21 protein-coding genes are annotated in these 22,992 nt (G+C 39.9%); 6 read left to right on the top strand and 15 right to left on the bottom strand.

All coding sequences use genetic code 11. The features are described 5' to 3' along the window. Positions 1–23 precede the first annotated feature (23 nt). Entirely contained in the window at positions 24–374 is a 351-nt protein-coding gene (locus QMA12_RS07685; RefSeq protein ID WP_290209123.1) for a VanZ family protein, read from the top strand. Further along, positions 367–1,269 (top strand): 2-dehydropantoate 2-reductase, encoded by a 903-nt coding sequence (locus QMA12_RS07680; protein WP_290209121.1) that lies wholly within the window; start codon positions 367–369, stop codon positions 1,267–1,269. Before QMA12_RS07685 ends, QMA12_RS07680 begins: the two co-directional genes overlap by 8 nt. A gap of 28 nt (positions 1,270–1,297) precedes the next feature. Here QMA12_RS07680 and thiI read toward each other — a convergent pair whose 3' ends face one another. After that, positions 1,298–2,755 (bottom strand): tRNA uracil 4-sulfurtransferase ThiI, encoded by a 1,458-nt coding sequence (gene thiI / locus QMA12_RS07675; protein ID WP_290209119.1) that lies wholly within the window; start codon positions 2,753–2,755, stop codon positions 1,298–1,300. Positions 2,756–2,867: 112 nt separating this feature from the next. After that, positions 2,868–3,518 (bottom strand): TetR/AcrR family transcriptional regulator, encoded by a 651-nt coding sequence (locus QMA12_RS07670; RefSeq protein ID WP_087533506.1) that lies wholly within the window; start codon positions 3,516–3,518, stop codon positions 2,868–2,870. Between the two features lie 251 nt (positions 3,519–3,769). Between QMA12_RS07670 and coaD the strand changes: the two genes are divergently transcribed. Both coaD and QMA12_RS07660 read left to right on the top strand, forming a co-directional pair. Further along, entirely contained in the window at positions 3,770–4,252 is a 483-nt protein-coding gene (coaD, locus tag QMA12_RS07665) for a pantetheine-phosphate adenylyltransferase (protein WP_087533505.1), read from the top strand. Further along, complete coding sequence (locus QMA12_RS07660; protein ID WP_290209116.1) at positions 4,249–5,655, top strand: capsule assembly Wzi family protein; 1,407 nt, start codon at positions 4,249–4,251, stop codon at positions 5,653–5,655. The genes coaD and QMA12_RS07660 overlap by 4 nt, the downstream gene beginning before the upstream one ends. A 625-nt stretch (positions 5,656–6,280) precedes the next feature. Here the strand turns inward: QMA12_RS07660 and QMA12_RS07655 are convergent. The 7 genes from QMA12_RS07655 to argC all read right to left on the bottom strand — a co-directional run bounded on the left by QMA12_RS07655 (position 6,281) and on the right by argC (position 13,154). Then, entirely contained in the window at positions 6,281–6,811 is a 531-nt protein-coding gene (locus QMA12_RS07655) for a hypothetical protein (protein WP_087533501.1), read from the bottom strand. Positions 6,812–6,825: 14 nt separating this feature from the next. Continuing rightward, entirely contained in the window at positions 6,826–7,032 is a 207-nt protein-coding gene (locus QMA12_RS07650; RefSeq protein ID WP_087533500.1) for a hypothetical protein, read from the bottom strand. Positions 7,033–7,324: 292 nt separating this feature from the next. Beyond that, positions 7,325–9,190, bottom strand: coding sequence for an argininosuccinate lyase (gene argH / locus QMA12_RS07645; protein WP_290209115.1), 1,866 nt, complete (start codon positions 9,188–9,190; stop codon positions 7,325–7,327). Positions 9,191–9,239: 49 nt separating this feature from the next. Then, entirely contained in the window at positions 9,240–10,442 is a 1,203-nt protein-coding gene (locus tag QMA12_RS07640; RefSeq protein WP_290209114.1) for an argininosuccinate synthase, read from the bottom strand. Positions 10,443–10,451: 9 nt separating this feature from the next. Beyond that, positions 10,452–11,372, bottom strand: coding sequence for an ornithine carbamoyltransferase (locus QMA12_RS07635; protein ID WP_087533497.1), 921 nt, complete (start codon positions 11,370–11,372; stop codon positions 10,452–10,454). 8 nt (positions 11,373–11,380) lie between these two features. After that, positions 11,381–12,142 carry an acetylglutamate kinase gene (gene argB, locus QMA12_RS07630; RefSeq protein ID WP_290209112.1) on the bottom strand — a complete coding sequence of 254 codons (762 nt, stop codon included), beginning with the start codon at positions 12,140–12,142 and terminating at the stop codon, positions 11,381–11,383. Between the two features lie 7 nt (positions 12,143–12,149). Next, a complete protein-coding gene (gene argC, locus QMA12_RS07625) occupies positions 12,150–13,154 on the bottom strand; it encodes an N-acetyl-gamma-glutamyl-phosphate reductase (RefSeq protein WP_087533495.1) in 1,005 nt (334 codons plus the stop codon). A gap of 210 nt (positions 13,155–13,364) precedes the next feature. On the opposite strand from argC, the gene argE reads away from it, so the two are divergent. Next, positions 13,365–14,513, top strand: a complete 1,149-nt coding sequence (argE, locus tag QMA12_RS07620; protein WP_290209110.1) for an acetylornithine deacetylase — start codon at positions 13,365–13,367, stop codon at positions 14,511–14,513. A 51-nt stretch (positions 14,514–14,564) separates the two neighbouring features. Here argE and panP read toward each other — a convergent pair whose 3' ends face one another. Continuing rightward, positions 14,565–16,193 carry a pyridoxal-dependent aspartate 1-decarboxylase PanP gene (panP, locus tag QMA12_RS07615; RefSeq protein ID WP_087533493.1) on the bottom strand — a complete coding sequence of 543 codons (1,629 nt, stop codon included), beginning with the start codon at positions 16,191–16,193 and terminating at the stop codon, positions 14,565–14,567. A gap of 268 nt (positions 16,194–16,461) precedes the next feature. On the opposite strand from panP, the gene QMA12_RS07610 reads away from it, so the two are divergent. Then, on the top strand, positions 16,462–18,399 hold the full coding sequence (locus QMA12_RS07610; RefSeq protein ID WP_087533492.1) for a GGDEF domain-containing protein: 1,938 nt from the start codon (positions 16,462–16,464) through the stop codon (positions 18,397–18,399). Here QMA12_RS07610 and QMA12_RS07605 read toward each other — a convergent pair. From QMA12_RS07605 to mpl, 5 genes are read right to left on the bottom strand one after another with little or no spacing between them, the layout of a single operon-like run. Next, positions 18,329–18,997 carry an SAM-dependent methyltransferase gene (locus QMA12_RS07605; protein WP_290209106.1) on the bottom strand — a complete coding sequence of 223 codons (669 nt, stop codon included), beginning with the start codon at positions 18,995–18,997 and terminating at the stop codon, positions 18,329–18,331. The two genes, QMA12_RS07610 and QMA12_RS07605, sit on opposite strands and share 71 nt — an antisense overlap. Further along, positions 18,997–19,764 (bottom strand): ABC transporter permease, encoded by a 768-nt coding sequence (locus tag QMA12_RS07600; protein WP_087533490.1) that lies wholly within the window; start codon positions 19,762–19,764, stop codon positions 18,997–18,999. The genes QMA12_RS07605 and QMA12_RS07600 overlap by 1 nt, the downstream gene beginning before the upstream one ends. Further along, on the bottom strand, positions 19,765–20,694 hold the full coding sequence (locus tag QMA12_RS07595) for an ABC transporter ATP-binding protein (RefSeq protein ID WP_087533489.1): 930 nt from the start codon (positions 20,692–20,694) through the stop codon (positions 19,765–19,767). It abuts the gene before it with no gap. Next, positions 20,691–21,314, bottom strand: coding sequence for a flavin prenyltransferase UbiX (locus QMA12_RS07590; protein WP_290209104.1), 624 nt, complete (start codon positions 21,312–21,314; stop codon positions 20,691–20,693). Before QMA12_RS07590 ends, QMA12_RS07595 begins: the two co-directional genes overlap by 4 nt. 19 nt (positions 21,315–21,333) lie before the next feature. Beyond that, the gene (gene mpl / locus QMA12_RS07585) at positions 21,334–22,683 is read right to left on the bottom strand and encodes a UDP-N-acetylmuramate:L-alanyl-gamma-D-glutamyl-meso-diaminopimelate ligase (RefSeq protein WP_087533487.1); all 1,350 of its coding nucleotides are present in this window, start codon (positions 22,681–22,683) and stop codon (positions 21,334–21,336) included. Positions 22,684–22,992: the final 309 nt, after the last annotated feature.

Genomic DNA, 22,992 nt, shown 5'->3' with positions numbered 1-22,992 from the left:
TTTTAAACGATTTAGGATATATCGTGACTAGGCGTGTTTACCAAGCTGTTTTTTTAGTCAGTATAGTGGCCTTTACCTTTTTATTTGCCAAGGAAATCAAAGGCGCTGCCAATCTGTTCCCACATGTTGATAAAGTTGCCCACTTTGGCATTTTTTTTGTCCTTGCCGTTGTAATGGACAAAGCATTTAAAATTCCATTATGGGTGCAAATCTTAACGCTAGCAGGCTACGGTGCCGCCATTGAGGTAATGCAAGATATGCTACCCTACCGCCAAGCATCTGTGGCTGACTTTATTGCTGACTTTACTGGTGCTGCCAGTTACTTCATAGTCAAATTTGCTTTTCATATTGGTAAAAAACCCAATCATGGATAATATTGTTATTGTAGGCGATGGAGCAATAGGTTTACTTTACAGTCACTTTTTAAGCGCTAACAATCATATCAGCTTAATTTCTCGCAAAGCTAAAGTAATCAATCAATATTATTATCAAGATTCTGATAAAAGCAAAATCATCAATGTTAATGTTTTAAGCAATAAAAATTTAGAACAATTGAAACCTATAGACACGGTTATATTTGCGGTTAAAGCATATCAAGTAAATGAAGCTTTAGCTCAGTTACTCCCCTACTTAAGTCCATCATGTCAGCTGGTTTTATCACATAATGGCATGAGTGATCTACAGCCTATTTTAACTAAATTAAAAAGCCAACAAGCTCTCTATTTTTTAACCACCCGCTTAGCAGGCTACAAAGCTGACTCTAATACTGTGGTACATACCGGCGATGGTGAGAGTATTTTAGGCAGTTGTAATGATATCGCAACCCAAGGTCTACCAGATATAGTTAAACAGCTATCAGCCATTCCTGATATCCGTCATAGCAAACACATTGCTTTAATCCGTTGGCAGAAGTTACTTATAAATATTGCAATTAACCCGTTAAGTGCACACTACAATGTTAAAAATGGTGAGCTCACAGCACCTAGGTTCAGTACTGAAGTATTTAATTTACTCAGTGAGTCGTGTTTTATTGCCAATAAGTCAGGTATCAATATCAATCTAGCGGATACACTAGCAACAGCATACCAAGTGATGACAGATACTGCATTTAACTACTCATCAATGCAGCAGGATATTACCCATAACCGCCCAACTGAAATCGATGCTATGTGTGGCTACATTTGCCAACAGGGAGCAAAAGTTGGCGTTAAAACGCCTTACAATCAGTATTTTCTCGATATGATAAGGCATAAAAAAAGCGCGAATTAATCGCGCTTTCTACCTATTAACTAAACTATTATGGGCGATATATCTTCACATTGGCAAACCCATTTTCATGTAATATCAGCGCCTGTAATTGACTCATCACCCCTTTCGCGCAATATAAATAGTAGTCTTTATCTTGTGGTAAATCCCCAAACTTAGTCGCTAAACGGAAGAACGGTAAATGCACAACTTCAGTTCCATTAATCTCGAGCGGATTTGCATCTTCTTCTTCAGGTGAACGAATATCAACAACCACTGCACCGACGGGTAAATCAGAAACCGATTCAGCCTCTTTAAGCTCTTGTTTTGCTTCTACGTCAATATCACGCACGTCCATCATACGAGCATTAGCAACAACCGTATCGAGTACATCAAAGTCAAACTTTTGCTCTTCGGCTTCAATAACCTGGATTTTTGCTTTAACAGTCGGCTTTTTCGAAATTACGCCGCAGTACTCAGGCATAGTTTCAGCCATTTCTGCGGTGCCAATTTTACGGGCGATGTTTATAATTTCTTGCTTGTCATGTTGAATAAGTGGACGCAAAATAAGGGTTTCAGTTACACGATCAATCACGCTTAAATTAGCCAATGTTTGGCTTGAAACTTGCCCAATACTTTCACCAGTAACTAAAGCTTGAACTCCCATTTTCTCGGCTATTTGGCTACCAGCACGCATCATCATACGTTTAAGCACCACACCCATTTGGCTGTTTTCAACGTTTTCAAGAATTTCAGCAACAACAGGTTCGAAATCCACACTTATAAATTTAACTTTATGTGTAGAGCTAAACTGTTTCCAAATATAGTAGCTGGCTTGCTTTACACCAATCTCATGAGCCGCCCCACCGAGGTTAAAGAATAAAAAATGAGTACGTGCACCTTTACGGATCATTTGATAGCTAGCAACACCAGAGTCAAATCCACCTGACATAAGTGATAGCACATCTTCTTGTGTGGGTAGTGGGAAGCCGGCCATACCAAAATGAGTTTGCGTAACTATATAGGCTTTATCATCTTTTATTTCGATACGAATTGTCACTTCAGGGCGACTAAGCTGTACACGCGCACCTTCAACATGTTGGTTAAGGCCTCCCCCTACATAACGCTCTACATCTGTAGAGGTAAAGTCGTGCTTACCTTGTCGTTTACAGCGCACACAAAAGGTTTTGCCTGCAATGGTATGGCCGATAAGATCTAAGGCAATCTCATAGATGTCGTGAAGGTTTTCGTAGGTTGTTTCAGTTACCTCAATAAATTGCACTATGCCAGGTATACGCTGTAGAGAATCAATAAAATCAAGACGTATCTGTGCGTCGTCACTGAGCGTGACAACTGAAATATTATCCCAGTTGTTTTTAACTTGCACTTTCTCGTCTAGCTTACGCAGCACGATTTTAATGTTATTTTCTAACACTTTAGTAAAACGTTTACGTACTGAACGGCTTTTAATGGCTATTTCAGGATGAAGTTTGACGATAAATTTAAGCATAGTTTACTCGTTTGGCAATTTAAGAATTCACGCACCCAAGTGCTGGGCGCGCGATTATAGCAAAAAATCTAACGTCTAGGAAATAAACAAGTACCGCTTAACTTAGTTTGGATTAAGTCGGTAGAGTTTGCTGTGCAAGTTCGGTGTATTTTTCTTTTAATTGATTCAACTTAGGCAAGCTTTGCTCTGCAGCATAAGCTTTAAACAGCGCTAACACTTTTAAAATACCTTTATAGATATCTTGTTGTAGTAACTCACCACTGAGTCGACGTGCCTTAATATACGGCGTCCAAAAGCTTACGGTCAGTTTTAACATGTGCGCCAGCTCTGTAGCATCTTCATCGTCAAGCTCCATTAAGCCGTTATCACGTAAGCTTATTATGATACCACGCACTTGCATGAGTAAGGCTGACTGAAATTCTATGTAGTCTTTTTTTAGTACTTCATCGCGAGACAGGATATCGCCTAAATTGTCGTAGAAAAAATGAAAACGCCACATTAATTCAAACAACGCATCTAAATAGCCACTGAGCTGTACAAAGCCATCACTATCATTGCTTACTGGCGTAAATTGGGTATGCAAATGTTCACTGTAAAGCGCAAAAATATGACGAAGAATGTCTTCTTTATTTTTAAAGTGATAATAAAGATTGCCAGGGCTAATCCCCATATGAGAAGCAATATGGTTAGTTGTAATCGCACGTTCCCCGTGCTGGTTAAACAGCTCTATGCTGGTCTTAATTATTTTATCCTTGGTACTCATATATTCAGCTACTCTAGGTTGTTAGTAAAGTAAATGCTCAAAGTTTATGCAAATAATATTAGCCGCGCAGTATATACAAATCCAATCGAATAAAACACCACCTTGAAAATTTCTATTCTAAATCTAACTGATACAATACTCACCTTGAATAATACTAACGTTAAGTAATAACAAGTGATTACCTTAACAAGGCTGATTTGCAGTAAAAACACTGATAATATAACCACAAAAACAACACTAAGCTAAATCATATGAAAGTTACAGCTATTTACCCTGGTACCTTTGATCCTCTCACTAACGGCCACACAGACTTGATTCAACGTGCAGCTAAAATGTTTGATACTGTTATTGTTGCTATTGCTCATAACCCAAGCAAAAAACCCTGCTTTAGCTTAGATGAGCGTGTAGAAATTGCTAATAGCCTACTGAATCATATTGATAATGTCTGTGTCATTGGCTTCTCTGGCTTACTTGCTGATCTAGCTCGTGACCACCAAGCCAATGTACTCATAAGAGGCATTCGCGCTGTTTCTGATTTTGATTATGAATTCCAACTAGCTAATATGAATAGGCGTTTAAACCCCGATTTAGAAAGTGTCTTTTTAACGCCCGCTGAAAAAAACTCATTTATTTCGTCAACATTAGTTAAGGAAGTAGCCCGCCACAAAGGTGATGTCAGCGAGTTTGTGAGCCCAATTGTCGTTAAGGCTTTAGAGGATAAATTACACGGATGAAGTTAACTAAGCTTGCGAGCTTTGCCGCATTACTCTCGCTTTCTGCGCCCAGCATAGCAGGACCTTGGATTGAAAGTGATGATCCACTCTTACGCGCTTCAATTGAAATGCTCTTTAATCAAGGTGTGATAAAGCAACCAATTAATAGCTACCCGTTGATGTGGCAAGGTATTGCTCGAGACCTAAATAATATTGATCGCGATAAGCTATCAGTGCAAAGTCAATTTGCCTTACAACATGTAAAACATGCCCTAGCAAATGCTAAGCACAGCACTAGCTCAGGTATTAGAGCAAACTACAATAGTGATTCAAACTTGCAACAGAGTTTTGGCAGCCGCGATCAACAAAAAAGCGGAGTAAACAGTTACGGCTCTATTACAGGAAATAGAGTCAGTGCCAAGGTCAGTGTTAATTATGCAGATGAAGCGCTAGATGATAAGTACACAAATTATCAGGGAAGTTATTTAGCGGTACTGATTGCCGATTGGTCTATTAGCGCAGAACAAATAAGCCACTGGTGGGGGCCAAGTAATGATAATGCCCTACTCCTATCAAATAACGCTGCGCCAATGAAAGGCGTTAGAGTTAACCGCGCCAATACGCAATACGATGGACCGAGCTTTTTTTCATTTATTGGTAACTGGCAACTTACCGGTATTTACGCTAAACAAAAACCGACTCTTACTAATAATGATGAAGGTGATTATTGGGCAATTCGTTTTGCCAGTACACCGCTGCCTGGGCTTGAAATTGCGTTCAGCACATCAGGGTCAGATTTCTTAACCAGCTCTTATATTGATACCACAACACTAGAAGCTGACAATAAAAAGCAGCAGCTTACCAGCCTAGATGCAAAATATTCTACGCAAATAGCAGGTCAACCGCTTGGATTTTACACTGAGATAATGGGGCGAAATGACAGTGGGTTTGCTCCCAGTGATCCGTTTTATACACTAGGTGTAGAAACTTTTTTTGGCGATCAAAAGCAACTACTAAAAACTTACCTTGAGTATACCAATACCCAACAAGAGTGCGTGTCGGCTATGGATTGCACTTATGGCAATGATACCTTAACTAATATCAGCGCAGGCTATATTCATAAAGACCGCTTAATGGGCAGCTCAACACCTTATAACAGCAAATCTGCAGTCATAGGCGCCCAATATCACACAATGAATGGTTATGCTGGTTTTGCTAAGCTACGCTGGTTAAGCGGGGAGTCACTCATAACAGCCCCAGCACAAGAGATTGGCTCATTTAAACGAGTACAGTTAGAGCTTGGTTATCAGCAAGCACTATTTAGCGGCCTTTGGCAAGTAACTGGCTCCGTATTCAAAGATGAGCTGAATAATGATTCAGACACAAACACCGCGGTTAAAACCAGTTGGGAATATCGCTTCTAGAGTTTATTAGAATAGAATTATACAGGGTTAGACTGCTTGTTTGATCTTGTATAATATTCATAGCCTGATATCAGTGAGACTAAATAAAAACTCACCTAATATCTAACTACCGACAAACAGTTCATTTTTTTCATTGGAGTGAGCGAGTCGCTAGATATTACTTTGTTTAAAAATAAAAAATCCTTCTCAGTAACAAGCACAACTATCATTAATAAATCAATGGTATTCACCCCATAAGAATAAGCAGTCCATAGCCACCACTCTTCGCGATTGTACAATACATAAATATCATAATGTGTTACTAGCATCAGTAGAGCATTCAGACCTAGACCTATTAGAATATAATAAAGTAAGAGGAATTGATGTTTTTTTATAATAAGAAACCATGCCAGCAAAACTACGATAGTTATTAAGTCGTAGATAAACCAGTTCATATAATTACTTGATGACAAACGAACAATATCACTAAGTATGTACGAAAAAGCCATGCAAAAACATAGTTGGACTGTTGATTTATCAGGGTTATTTAGCTGTGAAACTAATTTAAAAAGGAAAGCCATCAAAAAGCCCCACTCGATAAGCACACCGATATAAGGGCCTATTACATCATTTATGTACATAACTACTACAGTGAGTGGCTAAGATTACGTGTTTTAAATAATGCTTTAATTCCGTTTTTAAGCTTAATTAACCCTAAAATATCTCTATCAACAATCAACGCAACGATCATTGTGAAGTCGATAATATTCACACCGAAAGAATATATATCCCAGAGAATCCATGGCTCTTTATTATACAATATGTAGATATCATAATAAATTAACAGAAATAATGAACAATTGATTATTAAACCAGTACAGAGGTATAAAAACGAAGAAGGCGTAGCTGTGTTTGAAAATTTCCAAATTCCCATTAAAATTGCGACTGTCACTAGATCCCATACAGCCCAGTGAAGATAAGTTTCAGTAGTCGAAAACCAAGAAAAAAAATAGTCACTACTAAAATAAGATAAAAAAAGAATAAATGAACTAAGTAATAAAGTTAAATTTTTTTTAGGTGTCGCAAAGTAAAGAAATATATTAAAGAAAAAGGCCATCATGAAGCCCCATATAACTAGGGCTCCTAAGGATAAACCAAAATGTTCAGTCAAGTACATTCATATTCCAATAGCTATTGAGGTCGCTTATCTGGATCAATGATAATCCCGCCACCGCGTTGAATTTCTGCACCGCCAGCTGCCGCTAGTGCTTCTTGTGATATAGACACTGTATCAGATTGTAGGGTTTTATTGCTAGCGCTTTGTTCTAAAGCTGGCTTTGATTGTTGCATAGAGTTGTATGCTTGCATTTGCAGTTGGCTGTTACCTGTAACTTGCATGAGAGTGTTCCTTTCATTAATTGTTGAATTGATTGCTTAAGCAATTTAAGTTGTTATTGCAAAACGCTATGATATTTTTTTGGCGTATTGCAAAGATGTACCCTTACAGAAACATCTAATTAATACAAAGCAAATAGCGATCCAACTTTTAATGAATTCTGATCTATTTATGATCTTTTTACTATTTTTAGTAATATTCCAAGGAAGAAAAAGACGAAGGAGGTCATACCAGATGTGCTGGAACATAAAAAAACGCACAGGGGTAACCGTACGTCTTTTACATCCAGGGATTTTAAGCTACGTTTTTACACGGGATCTCCGTGTTTCGACTTGGCTTCAAAATAAATTCCATTGCGACTTCGTCACAATTGTCTTTGCGTAAACAAAGTTCACAGTCTTTCATTACCTTTTCAGGTAAGCTTTCTTTAGTACAGAATGTAAAACCTTGCTTTTCAAAAAAATCAGGTACTCGCGTCAATACAATGATGCGATTGAGTGCCAATTTTTTGGCTTTGCCAAGTAAATGCTCAACAAGTTGCCGCCCTTGCCCTGTTACGCCAGTTTCAGGGTCTATTCCTAGTGAGCGTATTTCGGCAAGTCCAGTATCATAAATATACAAAGAGGCACAGCCTGCAACCGTTGAGTTCACCTCAGTGACTGCAAACTCATTGATTGAATGCACCATATCGCTTTTAGCTCGCGGTAAGTTTTCACCTACTGTTGCCCAGTGCTGAATAAGCTTAGCAATAGACTCAACATCATCTAGGTTTGCATCACGTACCGTTATTTGCTGTTTTTTTTTGGCATCTTTCACAGCATTGGTTACTTGCTCTAATGATGTGCCACCGAGTGCTTGACGCGCTTTAATACAAGCGTCTATTTCTAATACAGGATATACATCTTGTTCAAAAATACTATGTACTGACTTAAATTGTTCTAAACTTAAATCTTCTAAGTTATTACCTTGTGCAATAGCCATTTGTACCAGCACACCTACAATGTGGTGACCTTCTCTAAATGGGATCCCTTTGGCAACTAAATAATCAGCAAGTTCGGTCGCATTTGAGTGTCCACCCTTTGCTGCAGCGAGGGTACGTTCGCCATTTACTTTTACACCTTTAATACACGCTTGTGCCATATGAATGCAGGCAAGCCAAGTAGGCATTGCATCAAACAAGCCTTCTTTGTCTTCTTGCATATCTTTATTATAAGCAAGTGGCAAGGCTTTAAGGGTCATCATCATCGCACTGAATGAGCCAAACACACGACCAGTTTTACCACGAATAAGCTCAAGTGCATCTGGGTTTTTCTTTTGCGGCATTAAAGATGAGCCAGATGTCACGTTATCAGCCAACTCAATAAACCCTGCTTCACCTGAGTTATAAAAGATCAAGTCTTCTGCCATCCGCGATAAGTGAATCATTGAAATAGACGCGCAACTTAATAGCTCTACCACAAAATCACGATCCGATACCGAGTCTAAGCTATTTTTAGTCGCAGCGGTAAAACCTAGCCCCGTGGCAAGTGTTTGCCTATCTATTGGGTACGCCGTCCCCGCAAGTGCACCGCTGCCTAATGGGCAAAAGTTCATCCGCGCTTTGGCATCACTTAAACGACTTTCATCACGCTCAAGCATTTCAACATATGCCATACACCAGTGACTAAATAACAGTGGCTGCGCACGTTGTAAGTGCGTGTAGCCAGGTAAAATAGTACCTAGTTCACGCTCTGCTAAAGCAATAAACTCACCTTTTAATTGCCCTAATGCTTCAAGTAAGTGATCGGCAGTATCACGACACCACAATCTAAAATCTGTCGCTACTTGGTCATTACGGCTACGTCCTGTGTGTAGCTTTTTCGCCAAGTCACCGACTTTTTCTATCAGTGCAGCTTCAACATGTGAATGAATATCTTCAGCGCCCGACGTCGCCACAGCTTGTGGGTTCGCTTTAACTTCATCGAGTAATTCATATAATGCTGCAACAAGCGTTTCATGCTCGCTACTCGTTAGTACATCAACTTGCTTTAGGGCACCCGCCCATGCCACAGAGCCAATAATGTCTTGCTCTGCTAATTGATAATCAAAGGGAAGTGAGTCGTTAAATTGTTTAAACGCTTCATCTGGACCCGTAGAAAAACGTCCGCCCCATAATGCCATGAAATATCTCCAAACCCTGAAACTGCCCCGTTTAACGGGGCGTATTAAATTACTTCTTCGCTAATGCCGAAATTCTGCTTGAAAGCGAGAATAAACGAATAAACCCTTCAGCATGCGATTGGTCATACACATCGTCTTCACCAAAGGTTGCGAAATCTTCGCTATATAAGCTGTTTGGTGATTTTTTCTGCACAGCTGTTACTTGGCCTTTGTAAAGTTTTAATACTACTTCACCCGTTGCCAGTGTTGATAATGCTTCTGCACCCGCTAAGATTGAATCTTTCAAAGGTGTAAACCAGCGACCGTCATACACTAGGTGTGAGAACTCACCGCCCAATACTTCTTTCCATTTACGGCTTGATTTATCAAGTACAAGCTCGTCAATTGCTTGTAATGCTGCCATGATCACCGTACCACCTGGTGTTTCATAACAACCACGTGATTTCATACCGACTAAACGATTTTCCACAATATCAACACGACCAACACCATGAGGCGATGCAATATCATTAAGCTTCACTAAACAGTCATACGGTTTTAATTGCTCACCATTTACGGCAACCACTTCACCTTCAACAACATTTAAGGTAACTAACTCTGGCTCATTAGGCGCTTGCTCAGGAGAGTTCGTCCATGTCCATACTTGATCACTTGGTTGGCACCATGGATCTTCAAGCTCGCCACCTTCGTGAGAAATATGCCATGCGTTAGCATCGCGACTATAAATTTTGGTTGCAGACGCTGAACAAGGAATATCACGCTCGGCTAAGTAATCTAATAGCGATTCACGGCTTGATAAGTCCCACTCACGCCATGGAGCAATCACTGTTAAGTCCGGCGCTAAAGCTGCAAAGCACGATTCAAAACGAACCTGGTCATTACCTTTACCTGTACAACCATGAGAAAGCGCATCTGCACCTACTTTACGCGCAATTTCAACTTGTGCTTTAGCAATGATTGGGCGTGCCATCGAAGTACCTAATAAATAAGTACCTTCGTAGATTGAGCCAGTTTTTAACGTTGGGTAAATGTAATCACTTACCATCTCATCTTTTAAATCAACTACATAACATTCTGATGCGCCTGATGCGATAGCTTTTTCTTCTACGCCTTCAAGTTCTTCAGCGCCTTGACCTACATCAGCCACAAACGCGATAACTTCACAACCGTAGTTTTCTTTTAACCATGGCACGATAGCCGATGTATCTAAACCACCAGAATAGGCTAATACGACTTTTTTAATTGAACTCATTGGTATACCTTAAACAAAATTTGGATTTAATAATGTAACAAGCAGTGCGTTTTGCGCGTGCATACGGTTTTCTGCTTGCTGTATAATTTTTGACGCCGGACCATCCATTACCTCAGAGGTAATTTCAAATTCACGGTGTGCTGGCTGGCAATGTAGTACAGTATCAGCCCCTGTTTGCTCAAGTAATGCTGCATTTAATTGATACGGCATGTACTTTTCTTTAACTTGTTCAAGCGGTGTGTCATCACCCATTGATACCCAGGTATCGGCATAAACAACATTAGCACCTACCGCAGCTTCAACACGGTCGCTCACCATTACGGATGCACCATTCATTGCGGCTATTTGCTCTGCTTGCTTTAAAATTTGCGAATCCGGTGAACTTCCCTTCGGACAAACCGCAACAAAATCAGTACCCAATGTTGCCGCCAATAACATCAGTGAATGCGTTACATTGTTGCCTTCACCTAAATAAGCAAGTTTGAGCTGGCTTACATCACCATACACTTCTTGCAGCGTTAAAAAGTCAGCCAAGGCTTGGCATGGGTGATATAAATCACACAAGCTATTTACCACTGGCACACTGGAAAACTCAGCCAGTGTGGTCAGTGTTTTATGCTGATTAACACGTGCGACAATTCCGTCTGCCCAGCTAGCTATATTTAATGCAAAATCTTTTACTGACTCACGGGCGCCCATAGCGCCATTTTGCGAATCCAAATAAACCGCATGGCCGCCTAATTTGTTAATACCAATATCAAACGATAAGCGAGTGCGCAAACTTGGCTTTTCAAATAACGTGACAACTGATTTACCCGCGAGCGCTTGGCTAAAATCAGCGGGATTTGCTTTTATTTTTTGCGCAAGATTAAGTAATTTAAGTGCGCCTTTTTGGTCTAATTCAAGACCAGATAAAAAATGATTAAACATGTAAAAACCTATGGTGTAATTTTTGTTCCGACGTGCTCACCGTTAAGTAAAGCAATTAAGTTATCTGGCTTTTGCCAGCTCGAAATATACACACCTCGTCGTAAATGTTGGGCAGCGTGAAGACTGGTCTTAACTTTGACCTCCATCCCGCCCACAATTACTCCTTCTTCAATTAAAGTATTGATCTGATTTGTGTCAAGTTGATGTAACGGCTGTTTATTTGCATCAAGTACCGCTTCTACATCGGTCATAAAAATAATTTCAGCATCGAGCTCTTTAGCTATCGCTGCGGCTGCTTCATCTGCATTTACGTTATACCAAAGACCGTCCTCACCAAATCCTATTGAACTGACGAGCGGTAAACGACCCTGTTTTAAAAGCGCAGGCAATACACTTTGAACACCGCTTTGACATTGACCAACCTGACCTAATGCTTTTAGTTTTTGCGTAGCAATAATACCGGCTTCATACAAGCTAAGACCTACAGGTTTATGACCTGCAACAATAGCTTGGCTCATTAGCTGCTTATTTGCACAACCTGCTAGCGCGCCGACAATGTAAGGCATTTGCTCTTTAGGGCTAATGCGTAATCCTTGGTGCTTAGCACTGGCAAAACCAGCCTCTTTTAACCAGCTATCCACTAAAGCCCCACCACCATGCACAATCACATATTGCGCTTGGGTTTGTGAGGCAAGCGCAGCAAACAATGCTTTTGCGGCATCTTCAGTATTAAGTACTGCCCCACCTAACTTAATTACCCATGTTTGCATTACTTAACTACCCTTTTAAACCTGTGCTATGAGGTAATCCCATAACTAAATTAATACATTGTAGCGCTTGACCAGCAGCGCCTTTTAATAAGTTATCAATAGCAGCCATAACAATCAGTTGCTCACCTTGCTGTTGCCACGCAATGTCGACATAAGGCTGTTTTGCAACCCCTTTGATGGACGGGATCTTACTACCAAGCAAACGAATTAGCGGCTCGTCGGCTAAGACCTGATAAGCATCTGTTACTTGCTCTGGCGTTACGTCTGTCTTTAATTGGACGTAGATAGTTTCTAAAATACCGCGAGGAAAATTACCTAAATGCGGTGTAAATAAAACCTCATGGCCCAAGTGTAATTCTATCTCAGGGCTGTGCCTGTGATTAAATAAACCATAAGGTGCAAGTGACACTTCACAAAAGTGGGTACCAACACTTGCTTTACGCCCAGCGCCGGTAACACCCGATACCGCATTTATAATCACAGGCTGATCAGCTAATAAACCCGCTTGTTGTAATGGCTTTAATGCATTCAATGCCGCCGTTGGGTAGCAACCCGCAACCGCAACAAGTTGCGCCGCTTTAATTGTTTCGCCATTCCACTCAGCTAAGCCATAAGCCGCTTGGGCTAATAAGTCTGTGTGCTGGTGTTCAAAGCCATAATAAGTTTGGTAGTCGTCATTGCTACTTAAACGGTAACCACCGGATAAATCAAACACCTTTTTACCCATAGCTAAAAAACGAGGCGCTAACTCAACACTCACTTTGTGATCTGTACATAAACAGACAAAGTCAGCGCTCGTCTCTATCTCGTCGAAAGCAATTTCGCTTAGCGGTAATAAAGGTGTGTCCAGTAAACCTAAATGCTCTGGATATAAATCACTCAACAACTTGCCTTTATCTAAGCTTTGCTCAGATACATAACAACCTGTTAAGGTTAATTGAGGATGCTTAACTATTAAGCTGGCTAACTCAGCACCGCTATAACCACTTGCGCCAATAATGACTACTTTCATTCGTTACTCTTTTAATCGTTAATACTGTTATTCATATAGGTGTTCAGTGCAGAACAATGCACTATTAATTAGGAATGAAATTTCGTTATCGTCGTATAATGAACATAGCTCTACTTAAATATATTTATGCTTAAAAAGTGAATTGATATTCATCATAAATACTTTTATATTGTTATGCAATTAGATTGAATAATTATTTTGGATTTTTTTATGCCTTTACCGTCGTTTTTATCTATGTATCAGCAATTGATTGCTGCGCCTTCAATTAGTGCTATGGACGAGTCTTTGTCTATGAGTAATAAAGGCGTTATCGACTTACTCGCAAACTGGTGCAAAGAGTTAGGCTTTGACTGTGAAATAACTGAACTTTCTGGGCCTAAGGGTCGCTTTAACTTATTAGCAAAGCGTGGCGAAGGCGATGGTGGTTTAATGCTCGCAGGCCACACCGACACAGTTCCTTTTGACGACAGCCGCTGGAATTATGACCCATTTAAGTTAAGCGAACATGACAACAAACTTTATGGTTTAGGTAGCATTGATATGAAAGGTTTTTTCGCTTTCGTATTGCAAGCGATTAGCGAGCTAGATGAAAATCAGCAGAGCCAACCTATATTAATTTTAGCGACCGCAGATGAAGAAACCACAATGGCAGGGGCGCAACAAATATGCAAACACCCCAATTTAAAACCAGCACGCTGTATTATTGGTGAACCAACAGATATGACTCCCGTATTTACTCACAAGGGGCACATGAGCACAGCAATCAGAGTAATAGGCCGCTCAGGTCATAGCTCAGATCCTGAGCGTGGTTTAAATGCCATTGAAGTCATGCATCAAGTCACTTCAAGGCTGTTAGTATTAAAGCAAGAATTAAAGAATAAATATTCAGTAGAGCATTTTGTTATCCCTTACCCTACTCTTAACCTTGGCCATATCCATGGTGGTGACAATGCTAATCGCATTTGTGGTTGCTGTGAAATGCATATTGATATGCGACCATTACCGGGTTTAAGTGTACAAGAATTACAAGCTATGCTGCTAACAATCGCGGCAGATATAAATAACCAATACCCTGATGCAGTCAGTGTAGTTGATATGCATGAACCTATTCCAGCGTTTACAGGTAGTACTGATTCGGCGCTCGTCAAACTAGCCGAAAAAATCTCAGGCGAACAAGCTGTAGCTGTAAATTACTGTACCGAAGCGCCGTTTATTCAACAACTTGGTTGTGAAACGATCGTGATGGGACCTGGTTCAATTAACCAAGCCCACCAGCCAGATGAGTTTTTAGCAATGGAAAAAATTAAGTCATCACAACATATTATCAGTGAGATGATTAAAGCGAGTTGTTTTAGCTGAACAGTAAAAAGCTGTGGTGTTTCTTTTTAGTAAAGTAACACCACTAAGCTACTAATCCATATATTTAGCTAAGAACTTTTTAAATACGGGGTCTGTTTTAGCGAGCTCTTTTTGCTCGGCTAAAATCTCTTTTAAAATGGCTTCTGAGGTCAATGGGTTTGCCAGCACTACACGAAATACCACAGTTGGTTGGTGGTCGTACTTTGCAGGAGTAAGGCGAGTACGTGATACAAAAGAGCGTCCGGCTTCACGTTGACGTTTTTGCATACTCGCAGTAAATCGATTTAACGAGGCATAAATTTCTAAGCGAGTCTGTTCATCAGCTTGTGCGATCTTTTGCTGAATTTGCTTAGGTACGTAACGGTATGTCAGCAAACACAGTTCAGGCGCTGATATTAACTCAAAATCTTCATCAGCATTTACTAGATCAGCAAAGTAACGTGCTTTTTCAATCCCTTTATCTATCAATATCTCGTAGCCTTTACGGCCAATAACACGTAAGCAGGCATGTACTAACATCGCCATACCTGGCCGGCTACCTTCGAGTGTGTGACTGCCTAAGTCTTTTGAGCCTTTACGTAAGATGTATTCTGCATGATGCTCAATTGCATCGGTTGCCGCTGGATCTTTAAATAAAACCAGTCCGGCGCCCATTGGCACATACATTTGTTTATGGGCATCGATGGTGATTGAATCTGCCCGTTCAATCCCTTTTAGTAAAGGACGGTACGTATCAGATAATAAAGTGGCTCCGCCCCACGCAGCATCAACATGAAAGTGGCAACCAAGTTCTTGACTTAAATCAGCCATATCATCGAGCGGATCAATGCTGCCAGTTTCAGTTGTGCCTGCTACGCCGACAATCGCCATCACTTTAATACCTTGTGCTTCAAGCTCATTTGCTTTGTCGCGCATTGCCCCGATATCAACTTTATTATTACTGGCTGTTTTAATAGCGATAAAGTTGTCACGACCTATCCCCAGTAAATCAGCTGATTTCCCTAACGAATAATGGCCACGTTCAGAAACCAGTACAGCAAGTCCTTTATAGCCATAATGTAGCATGGCACTTATTAAGCCTTGTGCACCAATACCTTTAAACTCACCGTCGGCCTTCAACAGTCGATTTCGAGCAATCCATAAAGCAGTAATATTCGCAACCGTACCACCAGAGCAAAACGCGCCCAATGACGTTTTAGCACTGTGCATCCACTTACTATAAAAAGCATCATTTTGGCCATACGCAAGATGATGCATCATGCCAAGTACTTGGCGCTCTAATGGGGTGAATGCTTTTGACGTTTCTATTTTTACTAGGTTTTGGTTAAGGCCAACCATGAGCTTTGATAGCGGTAATACAAAGTGTGGTAAAGCAGACGTCATATGCCCGATAAAGCTAGGCGCAGCAGTATGCACCGAATGAGCAACAAGTTGATCCATAATGTCCTGCGCATAAGCAGAAACAAACGTGGGATCTTCAGGGATCACTGCCGATTGAAAATCTTTTTCAATTTCATGCAATGGCTTTTCTATTGCCGCTATATTTTCATTCAAAAAGCCAGCCAAGTTACTCGAAATCTCAAGCTCGATTTTACTCAATGTTGAGTCAGGGGCTTCTGGTACAGTAAATATACGCATCAGCGTTTCTTTAGAGGCGACGGCACTACGCTTTTGATCCATCTTGATACCCAGTAAATGCAGTTTTTCACAATCTTAATACCCAAATAGACTAACATTCGATAAGTAAGGCAAACTGCAGTGTTGCTACGAAATGCGCTAACTTTACTGCAATATAGTATAAATGTCTCGTATTAAGCCATAAAAGCCAACAATTGCATGACAGATTAATGATAAATTGATTAATTATTTACCTCGCTAAAGACTAATTATATATAGTCGCCGTCAAATTTTTTTGTATAATGTCCACGTCAATATATAAGGGACTAACATGATAAGTGCAAGTTTGAGGACAAACTGGATAATTGCGGGCTTTTTGGTTTTTCTAATTAGTTTGCTTAGCTATGTTTATTATACTTATCATACTACGCGTGCAGATATCATGCGCCAAGTTGATGCCCGTTTACTCAATGCTGCAGTCAGCGTAAAGCACATATTAGGAAATGAGTACCACGACCAAATAAACGCAGGGGTTTTAATCCCTCATTCAATGTATCAACTAAAAAGTCGCCAGTTGTCTGAGTTTGCCAACGCACTGGATGTTGCCTATGTGTATTCAATGGTATTAAAAGATTCCAATGTACACTTCAGCGCGTCTAGCTATACACAAGAAGACCAAAACAGCGGCAAAGTAACACAGTTCCTTGATTTATACCCAGAAGCCACCAAAGCTAATATAAGCGCTTTTTATTCCACCGAACCGGTGTTTGAAACATCCAAAGATCAATGGGGTCATTTCAAAAGTATATTCGTGCCGTACGTTGATAAAAACGGTCATACCTATTTAACCGGTGCTGATATCACAATCTACGATTTAAACGAGCAACTGAGCGAGAGTGTTTCTAAAGCGGCAGCCCTTGCTAGCTTCTTCTTTTTTATTGCGTTGCTGGTAGCAGGCATTTATATCTATTTACTTAAACGTGCTTTATCTACTGATAGCAGCAGCGGTTACGCAAATCACATAGCACTTGATTACTATATAAAACAATCATCGACCTCTCACATGCAAGTTGCAGTTATTTGGGTAAATGAAATAGAAGACATTAATAGTTTTTATGGTACAGAAGTGGGTGACAAAGTAATGAAATGCCTCCTAGAACACTTTGCATTACGTCGCCCAGCTAGCAGTAAAATCTTTCGCTTAGCAACGAATAAAATAGTCTTGATTGCCCCTTTTGATGAAGAACACACGGGGTTTAGCGATCTTATTCAAAATTATAATTGTAGCACTCCATTACTAACCGACCCCTTTATTTACATTACATTATGTGCAGGTATAGCCAGTGGTAATAAAGCCATGCTTCTTGAGAATGCGCACATTGCTGCGCTACAAGCTAAGCAAGGCCGATTCAATGTTGTGAACTACTCAATCGCATTACATGATGTTAAAAATCAATACCAATATAATGTAGAAATGGCAAAGGATGTGCGAGAAGCGTTTGAAAATAATCGCATAGTGCCTTATTTTCAACCTGTTTATGACTATGAAAACAACTCAATTATACAATACGAATGCCTAGCACGTATGATCACTTGTCATGGCGAGATATTACTGCCCGATGCATTTTTAAATGTAGTAAACCGCTCTCGTATGGATGGTATGTTAACCAGAACCATGCTTAATCAATGCTTTGAGCGATTTAGAAAAACAAGTATCTGCTGGAGTATAAATATCACAGCACAAGACATGCTAGATCCAAGCTTAACAGAGTTCTTAGCAGACGAGCTTAAACGCTACCCACAGCCAAGCAATATTACTCTCGAATTATTAGAAACCGAAGCAATCGCGAACTTCTCCGAAGTGAAAACATTTATAAGTATGGTTAAACAGCGTGGTGTAAAAGTGATCATTGATGATTTTGGTACTGGTTACTCTAATATCTCCAATGTTTTAAAGCTCGACGTAGACGGTATAAAGTTAGATGGTTCTTTAATACGACAAATTATTAACGACCAAGATATTTACCTTTATATTGAACATATTGCTAGTTTCGCAAAACAACTAAATTTACATGTTATTGCAGAGTGCGTTGAAAGTAAGCCGATAGTCAACGCACTAATAAAAGCAAAGGTAAACTTAATGCAAGGACACTACTTTGCCTGTGCGGCTCCGCAGATATCTCCCCACACGCAGATCGTTAATCCAAATCGATTACTAGCCGGTGACTCTGTTGACCACTCGCCCAATATTTACGCTCAAACGGAGTGATTGCTTCTTCGCTTTCATACAGTTCAACCTGTGTCTCTTGGCCTGCCAAATAAAGAGCATGAGCGAATTCTTTGACATATATATCCCAATTACTGCGCACTTCTAACCGGCCACCTAATTTAACAATAAATGGAAATATTGCAGCGCCATGCCAACGACGCTGAATATGCTTCGCTTTAGGCCAAGGGTTTGGATAAAGTAAATAGTGATGTGTTGGCTGCCAATTAGCTGCCACAGCTAAACGCCAAAAATCGTTTAAGTCAGCCTGCACTAAAATATAGTGGCCTGAGTCAGTCTGCTTGTATTCAACTTCATGTTTATCCAAACGATGTGATGATTTGTCTATACCGATAACTAACGCATCAGGGTGACGCTTAGCTAAGTTAGCTGTACTCTCACCCACCCCACAACAAGAATCTAAAATAAGCGGGCCTGTAAAAGCCTGTACCTTTTCATTTACTTGATCAAATGCTGTTTGTGTATGTGCTGCAATAGGTTTTTTAAACTGCGCTGTTAAATGCTTATTGACTATTTCATCCAGCTTATCATGTAAGCCATCTTGGTTTGATACAATACTACGTGAATTTGCATCACTCATCAGTGTCTAAGCCCCACACCTTTTTTAATTAACGTCAATGCTAATGTAAATAAGGCTGTAATAAATAAAAATAACACACCAAATGCAACTGATAAATCAACATCTGACACACCTAAAAAACCATACCTAAAGGCATTAACCATGTAAATTATTGGATTAACCTGCGATACACCTTGCCAAAAATCAGGCAACAAAGTAATTGAATAAAACACCCCTCCCAAGTAGGTCAGTGGCGTTAAAATAAACGTAGGAATAATGCTTATATCATCAAAGCTATTTGCATAAATTGCATTTATTAATCCACCTAATGCAAACACTGCCGAGGTTAAAGTCACAGTCGCGATAATAACAAAAATGTTATGAATTTGAATATCAACAAACAACAAGGATACACAAGTAACAATTAAGCCTACCAACATGCCTCGCGTCATCCCGCCACCCATATAACCAAGTACAATAATATAATTAGGTACAGGTGCAACGAGTAGCTCTTCAATACTTTTTTGAAATTTTGTAGAGTAAAAGCTGGATGCCACATTAGAATATGAATTAGTGATCACCGACATCATAATAAGGCCAGGTACAATGAACTCCATATAACTAAACCCACCCATATCACCAATACGAGAGCCGATTAAGTTACCAAAAATAACAAAATACAAACTCATTGTAATAGCAGGTGGTACGAGTGTTTGAACCCAAATACGCAAAAAGCGGATACATTCTTTTATCCATAAACTCTTTAAGGCTACGCCGTATTTAAACATCTACTTCTCCCGCCCTTGCTCTAGTAAACCAACAAACAATTCTTCTAACCTATTTGCCTTATTTCGCATACTTAATACTGTATTACCTTGCTCAGTAAGTGCTGAAAATACGGCATTTAAGCCTTGTGCTTTCGCAACTTCAACTTCAATTGTATGATCATCAACCATAGAGAACTGATAGCCATCTAGGGTCACCGCCTGCACAGGCTGCTTTAAGTCCAGAATAAAGGTTTCTTTATCCAGTTTGGCTAACAAAGCTTTAATTGTAGTATTTTCAACGATGATTCCCGAGTCAATAATTGCGATGTTTTTACACAATAATTCAGCTTCTTCAAGGTAATGAGTAGTCAGTATAATCGTCACCCCTTGCTCGTTAATTTGCCTTAAAAAATCCCACATGGAGCGGCGAAGTTCAATATCAACACCAGCCGTTGGTTCATCTAAAATAAGTAACTTAGGTTCGTGCATTAGTGCGCGAGCAATCATTAAGCGACGTTTCATTCCACCCGATAATGTGCGCGCTTGTTTATCTTTTTTATCAAGTAAGCCCAGCTGCGTCAGGTATTTATCGGCTCGCTCATGGGCTAATTTACGAGGAACACCGTAATAACCTGCTTGATTTACCAATATTTGAGTCAGAGTTTCAAATTGGCTAAAATTAAACTCTTGTGGCACTAAACCTAGCTCTGATTTAGCCGCTTCTAAATGGGTATCAATATTATGACCAAATACTTCAACTTCACCTGCGGTTTTATTTACTAATGAAGAAATAACCCCTATTGTTGTTGATTTACCAGCGCCATTGGGACCAAGCAGTGCAAAAAAATCGCCTTTTTGTACTTCTAAATCAATGTTTTTTACTGCTTCTACACCATTTTTATAAACCTTATTCAGGCCTTTAATGTTTAACGCTATTGTCTGTTTGCTCACTTTTTACCTTCCCCATAACCCCAGCGTTTAGTGAGGGTATGCTCAATGTTTAAATGATCTAAAATCCGTGCCACCATAAAATCAACTAAGTCACTTATTGACTCCGGTTGATGATAAAAACCCGGCGCTGCTGGCATAATTGTAACCCCTAACCGAGCAAGTTTAAGCAGATTCTCTAAATGAATTTCACTAAATGGGGTTTCTCGTGGCACTAAAATAAGCTGTCCACGCTCTTTAATAACCACATCAGCAGCACGCTCTAGTAAATTATCAGATGCACCTACTGCAATCGCTGAAACCGAGCCTGCGCTACATGGGCAAACAATCATTTTTTTCGGTGCCGCAGAGCCTGACGCAACCGGGCTAAACCAGTTATCTTTACCAAATACTTGTAGTTGCTCAGGTTGCGCATTAAAAAGTGTGCATAATTGCTCGGTGGCTTTGTCTTCATTAGCTGAGAGCTTAATATTTGACTCAGTATCAAGCACCACACGTGCTGCACTTGATATCAATACATACACTCTAAATTGTTGTGCTAAAAGCACTTCAAGCAACCGTAAGCCATAAGGGGCACCTGACGCCCCGCTAAACGCAAGAGTGATGGTTTCTTTATATTGCACTGTGGCTCTCTCTTTAAATTTAATTAAACTTATCAGTTAAATGGCTAATCAATAGCTCGTGTAAACCATTAAACCCACCATTACTCATAATTAAAATATGCTGATGCGGGCGCACTTTATCAACCACTTGAGTCACTATTTCGTCAGTACTGGATAAGCAGTTCATTCCCGCTTGCTGCGCTTGCTCATTCAAAGACCAGCTCAGATTGTCAGGTTCAAATAAATAAACCTCATCGGCATCAACTAATGATGCTAATAATGTATGTTGATGAACGCCCATTTTCATTGTGTTAGAGCGCGGCTCTAAAATAGCGATAATCTTATCATTACCTACTTTAGCACGCAGGCCCGCAAGCGTGGTTTTAATTGCCGTTGGGTGGTGGGCAAAATCATCATAAACCTTAATATCAGCAATATCCGCTTTAAGTTCCATTCGCCTTTTTGGACTAATAAACTGTGCTAAAGCTGCAATACTGTGCTCCATTGCAATGCCCACGTGACGCGCCGCAGCAATAGCCATAATGGCATTTTTAACATTATGCACACCAATTACTTGCCACTTAACAGTCCCTACAGACTCGCCATTAAGCAAAACGCTAAACTCACTGCCATCAGACTTAAGTAAGTTATAATTCCAATCACTACCAAGCGTTTCACTTTCGCTCCAACAGCCTTGATTAATGACCTCAGTTAAAGCCTGTTCATCATTGGGCCAAATTACTTTACCTGTACTTGGTAGTGTACGCATCAAATGATGAAATTGTTTTATTATTGCATTCAAATCGTCGAATATGTCAGCGTGATCAAATTCTAAATTATTCAAAATCAGTGTACGCGGCAGGTAATGTACAAACTTACTGCGTTTATCAAAAAATGCAGTGTCGTATTCATCTGCTTCAATAACAAAAAACGGGGTGTCACCGACTCGGGCTGACATTCCAAAATTTTGTACAATTCCACCTATTAAAAACCCTGGTTTCAAACCGGCATATTCGAGTATCCAAGCAAGCATACTTGCTGTTGTGGTTTTACCATGAGTCCCCGCTACAGCTAACACCCATGAATCTTGTAGTAAGTTATGTTTTAACCACTCTGGACCTGATGTATAAGGTAAGCCTTTATCTAACACATACTCTACACACGGATTACCACGACTCATCGCGTTCCCTATGACAACCATATCTGGCGCAGGCTCTAGTTGAGAAATCCCATAGCCTTGAGTAAGTGTGATACCAAGCTCTTCAAGCTGGGTACTCATTGGGGGATATACGTTTTGATCTGAGCCAGTAACTGTGTGACCTAATGATTTAGCTATCGCGGCAATGCCACCCATAAAAGTGCCGCAAATACCTAAAATATGAATATGCATGTCTATTCCTTTGCTGCACTAGTTATAAGCAGCATTGTTTTTATTACCTGCCATAATGCCAAAATTAGCAGCTAGTTGCCATTGCCATATCGCATTACAGTTTTGCAAAAAATCAGCTAATTAAGCAGCTTATTGCAAAAAGTTCCATGCCACTTGTCTAACTGGTGACAAAACAAACACCACTTTTTATACAAAATTAACATTAGTGCCGATTTAAACCACTAAAATATTTATATTTAATTTAAATAAAGTTAATAACAGGAATAAAAAAACACTAAAAAACAATCTAAACAGGACGTTGTAAATATA

It is taken from the genome of Pseudoalteromonas sp. APC 3893 (assembly GCF_030408095.1).
Taxonomy (GTDB): domain Bacteria; phylum Pseudomonadota; class Gammaproteobacteria; order Enterobacterales; family Alteromonadaceae; genus Pseudoalteromonas.
This window is presented reverse-complemented; position numbering and strand designations above follow the sequence as displayed.

Coding starts and splice junctions, on each gene's coding strand:
- QMA12_RS07680 (WP_290209121.1), top strand. CDS start 367: ATGGATAATATTGTTATTGTAGGCGATGGAGCAATAGGTTTACTTTAC.
- thiI (WP_290209119.1), bottom strand. CDS start 2,755: ATGCTTAAATTTATCGTCAAACTTCATCCTGAAATAGCCATTAAAAGC.
- QMA12_RS07670 (WP_087533506.1), bottom strand. CDS start 3,518: ATGAGTACCAAGGATAAAATAATTAAGACCAGCATAGAGCTGTTTAAC.
- coaD (WP_087533505.1), top strand. CDS start 3,770: ATGAAAGTTACAGCTATTTACCCTGGTACCTTTGATCCTCTCACTAAC.
- QMA12_RS07660 (WP_290209116.1), top strand. CDS start 4,249: ATGAAGTTAACTAAGCTTGCGAGCTTTGCCGCATTACTCTCGCTTTCT.
- QMA12_RS07655 (WP_087533501.1), bottom strand. CDS start 6,811: ATGTACTTGACTGAACATTTTGGTTTATCCTTAGGAGCCCTAGTTATA.
- QMA12_RS07650 (WP_087533500.1), bottom strand. CDS start 7,032: ATGCAAGTTACAGGTAACAGCCAACTGCAAATGCAAGCATACAACTCT.
- argH (WP_290209115.1), bottom strand. CDS start 9,190: ATGGCATTATGGGGCGGACGTTTTTCTACGGGTCCAGATGAAGCGTTT.
- QMA12_RS07640 (WP_290209114.1), bottom strand. CDS start 10,442: ATGAGTTCAATTAAAAAAGTCGTATTAGCCTATTCTGGTGGTTTAGAT.
- QMA12_RS07635 (WP_087533497.1), bottom strand. CDS start 11,372: ATGTTTAATCATTTTTTATCTGGTCTTGAATTAGACCAAAAAGGCGCA.
- argB (WP_290209112.1), bottom strand. CDS start 12,142: ATGCAAACATGGGTAATTAAGTTAGGTGGGGCAGTACTTAATACTGAA.
- argC (WP_087533495.1), bottom strand. CDS start 13,154: ATGAAAGTAGTCATTATTGGCGCAAGTGGTTATAGCGGTGCTGAGTTA.
- argE (WP_290209110.1), top strand. CDS start 13,365: ATGCCTTTACCGTCGTTTTTATCTATGTATCAGCAATTGATTGCTGCG.
- panP (WP_087533493.1), bottom strand. CDS start 16,193: ATGGATCAAAAGCGTAGTGCCGTCGCCTCTAAAGAAACGCTGATGCGT.
- QMA12_RS07610 (WP_087533492.1), top strand. CDS start 16,462: ATGATAAGTGCAAGTTTGAGGACAAACTGGATAATTGCGGGCTTTTTG.
- QMA12_RS07605 (WP_290209106.1), bottom strand. CDS start 18,997: ATGAGTGATGCAAATTCACGTAGTATTGTATCAAACCAAGATGGCTTA.
- QMA12_RS07600 (WP_087533490.1), bottom strand. CDS start 19,764: ATGTTTAAATACGGCGTAGCCTTAAAGAGTTTATGGATAAAAGAATGT.
- mpl (WP_087533487.1), bottom strand. CDS start 22,683: ATGCATATTCATATTTTAGGTATTTGCGGCACTTTTATGGGTGGCATT.